Source organism: Bartonella sp. OC16QHHD (genome assembly GCF_042194035.1).
Classification (GTDB): domain Bacteria; phylum Pseudomonadota; class Alphaproteobacteria; order Rhizobiales; family Rhizobiaceae; genus Bartonella.
On record NZ_JBHIMJ010000047.1, the window covers coordinates 1 to 3380 of the forward strand.

Here is a 3380-nt window from a genome sequence, read left to right on the forward strand (position 1 = left end):
AGCGAATAGCATTACACAGAGGTATGCATAGTTGAGAAAGGTGAAAGAATGAATGCAGAAATGAATGAAGCTATGAATGAAGATTACAGAGTTGGAGCACCGGTCTTTGATGATGAGAGCTCTTTTGATGCTGGCACTTATGATGGTGAAACGATTGATAATGATGATGTCACCTCTCCAGAGCCGGTTGCACAGCCCGTTGAAAAACCTTCAGAGATTGTTCCTAGCATAGAGCAGCAGCGTATGGAGCAACAAGCCAAACAAGCCCGTGAAGCGCTTGTAAAGTTTTATGAACCCCAATCCCAGACGCCAATGGTTGAAGGTGAAAATGCACCCCCAGACCCTACACAAGACATTATTGGCTATATGAGTTGGATGGGAAAAAAGATTCGAGAGCAGGATGCGTATATTAGGGAACAGAAAGAAGCGCTAAGACAAGCTGAGGAACAGCAGCAGCACGATATGCGTCTTGGTGAATTTTTTAATAATTCTGTTAAGTCGTTTCAAAATAAATCCAGTGATTTTGATGCCGCGGCAAATTTTCTTTATGAGGCACGCGCAAAGGAATTGAGTTCTTGGTCATCACTTTATCCTGAGTATGGACAACAAAACACANGCTTGTAGCGACTTGTGCACAAAGAGATCTCAATCCGGCAGAAGAAATTTATAGAATAGCACAAAACCTTGGCTATCAGAACCAAGCAGTGCAAGCGAATAATCAAGTTGCAGAACTTCAAAGTCGGCAGAATTCTGCGAGAACCTTAACGGCATCTGGTGGAGGGGGCGTGACGGGTCCACTTTCATGGGAAACGATGGACGCTATGACGGATAAAGAGTTTCAAGCGTGGTACAGTAATCCAAAGAACCGAGTGCTTATACGCAAATTGAGTGGTGCAGATGATGAAGATTAAGTGAAAGACTTTTAGAGAATAAGCCGCCTTTGGTGCGGGTTGGTGGTCCGGCTTTAAGCCGGTTTTTTTATAGCAAAGAAAGGTGAAATAAATGGCAACAACACATATAGGGATTAATGATCCCCATGCGTTAAAAACATGGGCGAGAATTCTTGATGCGGAGGTCTCCAAAGCAACTCCTATTGCTCCTTTGATGGGGCAGGATTCCAATAGCATTATTCAGGTGAAAACAGAGACGCAAAAAGGCAAAGGGGATTGTGTAACATTTAGTCTGCGAGCTCAGTTATCAGGACGTGGTGTGAGTGAGGGTGAAACCCTTGAAGGCAATGAAGAGGCACTACAATTCCTTCATGATAAACTGTATATCAATGAACTTTATCATGGAACAAGAATTGCCAATGAAGGCACTATTGATAATCAGCGCACATTGTTTAATTTGCGCGAAGAAGCCAAAAACAGTTTATCAGATTGGTATGCGGACCGTTTGAGTTTGATGTTTTTCGTTCACGCTTGCGGTTATACAGCCAACAGGCTTAATTTTGAGGGAGAACTGGTTGATCTTGATCCTCTTTTTTGGGGCTTTAATGCACCATTAGCTCCAAGCAGTAAGCGCATTGTGCGACCAGAAGCAAAAACCAAGGATGAAGAGCTTACAGAAAAAGCCAAACACAGCTTTAATCTTAAATTGATAGATGAAGCGGTTCAGTGCGCTAAGCTAGCGAATCCTAAAATTAGACCGGTTCGCGTGAATGGCGAGAGTGTTTATGTGTTGTATTTGCATCCCATTCAGGTGACACAATTGCGCACTAATACAGAGACGGGTCAATGGCTTGATATTCAGAAAGCTGCTTATACCGGTTCGCGTTCCAAAACCCCAATCTTTGATGGTTCTCTAGGCATGTACAACGGTGTGATTTTACGTGAATCAGAGCATGTCACCAATGGTGTTAAATCCACGGATAGTACACGTCTTGCAGGTGTGCGCCGTGCTGTTTTGCTTGGAGCGCAAAGTGTCGTTATGGCATTTGGTAAGAGTTACGGTAAGACCCGCTATAAAATCGAAGAAGAAACCTTCGACTACAAACGCGAATACGGTTTTGGAGTGCATACAATTATGGGCATGAAGAAAACGCGTTTCCAAATGCCCGGAAGAGCACAAGGAGCCCAAGATTTTGGAACGATAGTTATCCCCACCTACAGCGGTGAAGTTGAGTGATGAGGAAAGGAAATAGGACATGGTAGATGGCGTAACAGGACACTTACACGGCAGAGATCTTCATACACATCAGGTCAGTTTTTTGCGTTTGAATATCTCGCATAAAGATAAGCATTTGACGCGCAAAATCGGGACTTTACCGCGTGGTGCAATGATCCTTTCGATTAAAGCGTTTGTGAAGACAGCGTTTTCGGATGCGAAATTAAAGATAGGCAGCACCTATGGTGGTAATGAGTTTAGTGAAAAGGATATCAAAACCCAAAGCACTCAAGATTTTACATCAACCAACCAAAAAGAGTTTGTTCCAGAAGATCAAGAGCTTACGCTTTATGCAACACGGGATAAAACAACCGCGGCTGGTGAGTGTGTTGTGGTCGTGCAATTCGTGACCAATCGTTGAGAGGTATAGGGGAAGGCTTAATTCCCCTCACGATTTATGGAGCAGATTGTACAGAGAGTTGTAAATTAAGGGCAGATAAGACAGCGACTAAGGTAGAAAGTTTAGGATCACCTGTTTTGCTTAAAGAGCGGTATAATCCACTGCGTTCGCGATTGGTTTCTTTTGCTAAGGCACTCATATTTTGTGCTCTAGCAACAATACCAAGGGCATCCGCTATATGAGAGGCATCACCAGTTTTAAAGGCTTCATTTAAAAAGACTTCTTGAGATTCTGGTGTTGTGAGGTGTTTTTCAAAGTTAAAGGTTTTCAATTTCATTTTTAAGATCCTCTAAAAGAGATAAGGCTTTTTGAATATCACTGGATTGTGTGGATTTGTCACCACCACAAAGCAATATAATGATTTTATCGCCTTTTTTTGTAAAATAAATTCGGTAACCAGCACCATAGTGGATACGTAATTCACCTATACCATTAAAAAACTTTGCATCACCCAAAAGCCCTGAACGAATTCTATGAAGCCTTGCAAGAATTATATTAGCAGCTTTTCTGTCTTTAAGTTTTTCTAACCAGTTATCGAATTCATCTGTTGTTTTTATTATCGCTACCATCAGTGCACTATACTACACAATATATATAATATCAATAGTAATAATTTTTACTGAGAGGTATTTTGATGACACGTCATTATATTCGGGTTAAGACTGGAGGACCGATACCAGTAAAGCGAGATGTTTATCGTCATAAGAGAACACTTTCGCACTTAGTGTCGGTCATTCAAGATGAGATTGATGACATAGCCGATGAGTATGTTCAACAAATCCAAGAAAGCATTTTTGCAGCCATTCGTTTTTGT

4 protein-coding genes and 2 pseudogenes are annotated in these 3380 nt (G+C 41.7%); 4 read left to right on the forward strand and 2 right to left on the reverse strand.

What is annotated here, in order from left to right; all coding sequences use genetic code 11:
- Positions 1-48 precede the first annotated feature (48 nt).
- From ACFIK1_RS05170 to ACFIK1_RS05180, 3 genes and pseudogenes are all read left to right on the forward strand, one after another.
- A pseudogene (locus ACFIK1_RS05170) lies at positions 49-911 on the forward strand (hypothetical protein).
- 91 nt (positions 912-1002) lie between these two features.
- Positions 1003-2127: a N4-gp56 family major capsid protein gene (locus ACFIK1_RS05175; protein WP_375662239.1), complete on the forward strand. Its 1125-nt coding sequence runs from the start codon at positions 1003-1005 to the stop codon at positions 2125-2127.
- Positions 2128-2146: 19 nt separating this feature from the next.
- Positions 2147-2527 (forward strand): hypothetical protein, encoded by a 381-nt coding sequence (locus tag ACFIK1_RS05180; protein ID WP_375633221.1) that lies wholly within the window; start codon positions 2147-2149, stop codon positions 2525-2527.
- Between the two features lie 34 nt (positions 2528-2561).
- Here ACFIK1_RS05180 and ACFIK1_RS05185 read toward each other — a convergent pair whose 3' ends face one another.
- On the reverse strand, positions 2562-2843 hold the full coding sequence (locus tag ACFIK1_RS05185; RefSeq protein WP_273788712.1) for an addiction module antidote protein: 282 nt from the start codon (positions 2841-2843) through the stop codon (positions 2562-2564).
- On the reverse strand, positions 2824-3135 hold the full coding sequence (locus ACFIK1_RS05190) for a type II toxin-antitoxin system RelE/ParE family toxin (protein ID WP_017196508.1): 312 nt from the start codon (positions 3133-3135) through the stop codon (positions 2824-2826). The genes ACFIK1_RS05185 and ACFIK1_RS05190 overlap by 20 nt, the downstream gene beginning before the upstream one ends.
- 65 nt (positions 3136-3200) lie before the next feature.
- Between ACFIK1_RS05190 and ACFIK1_RS05195 the strand changes: the two are divergent.
- Positions 3201-3380: pseudogene (locus tag ACFIK1_RS05195) on the forward strand (hypothetical protein); the annotation flags it as partial.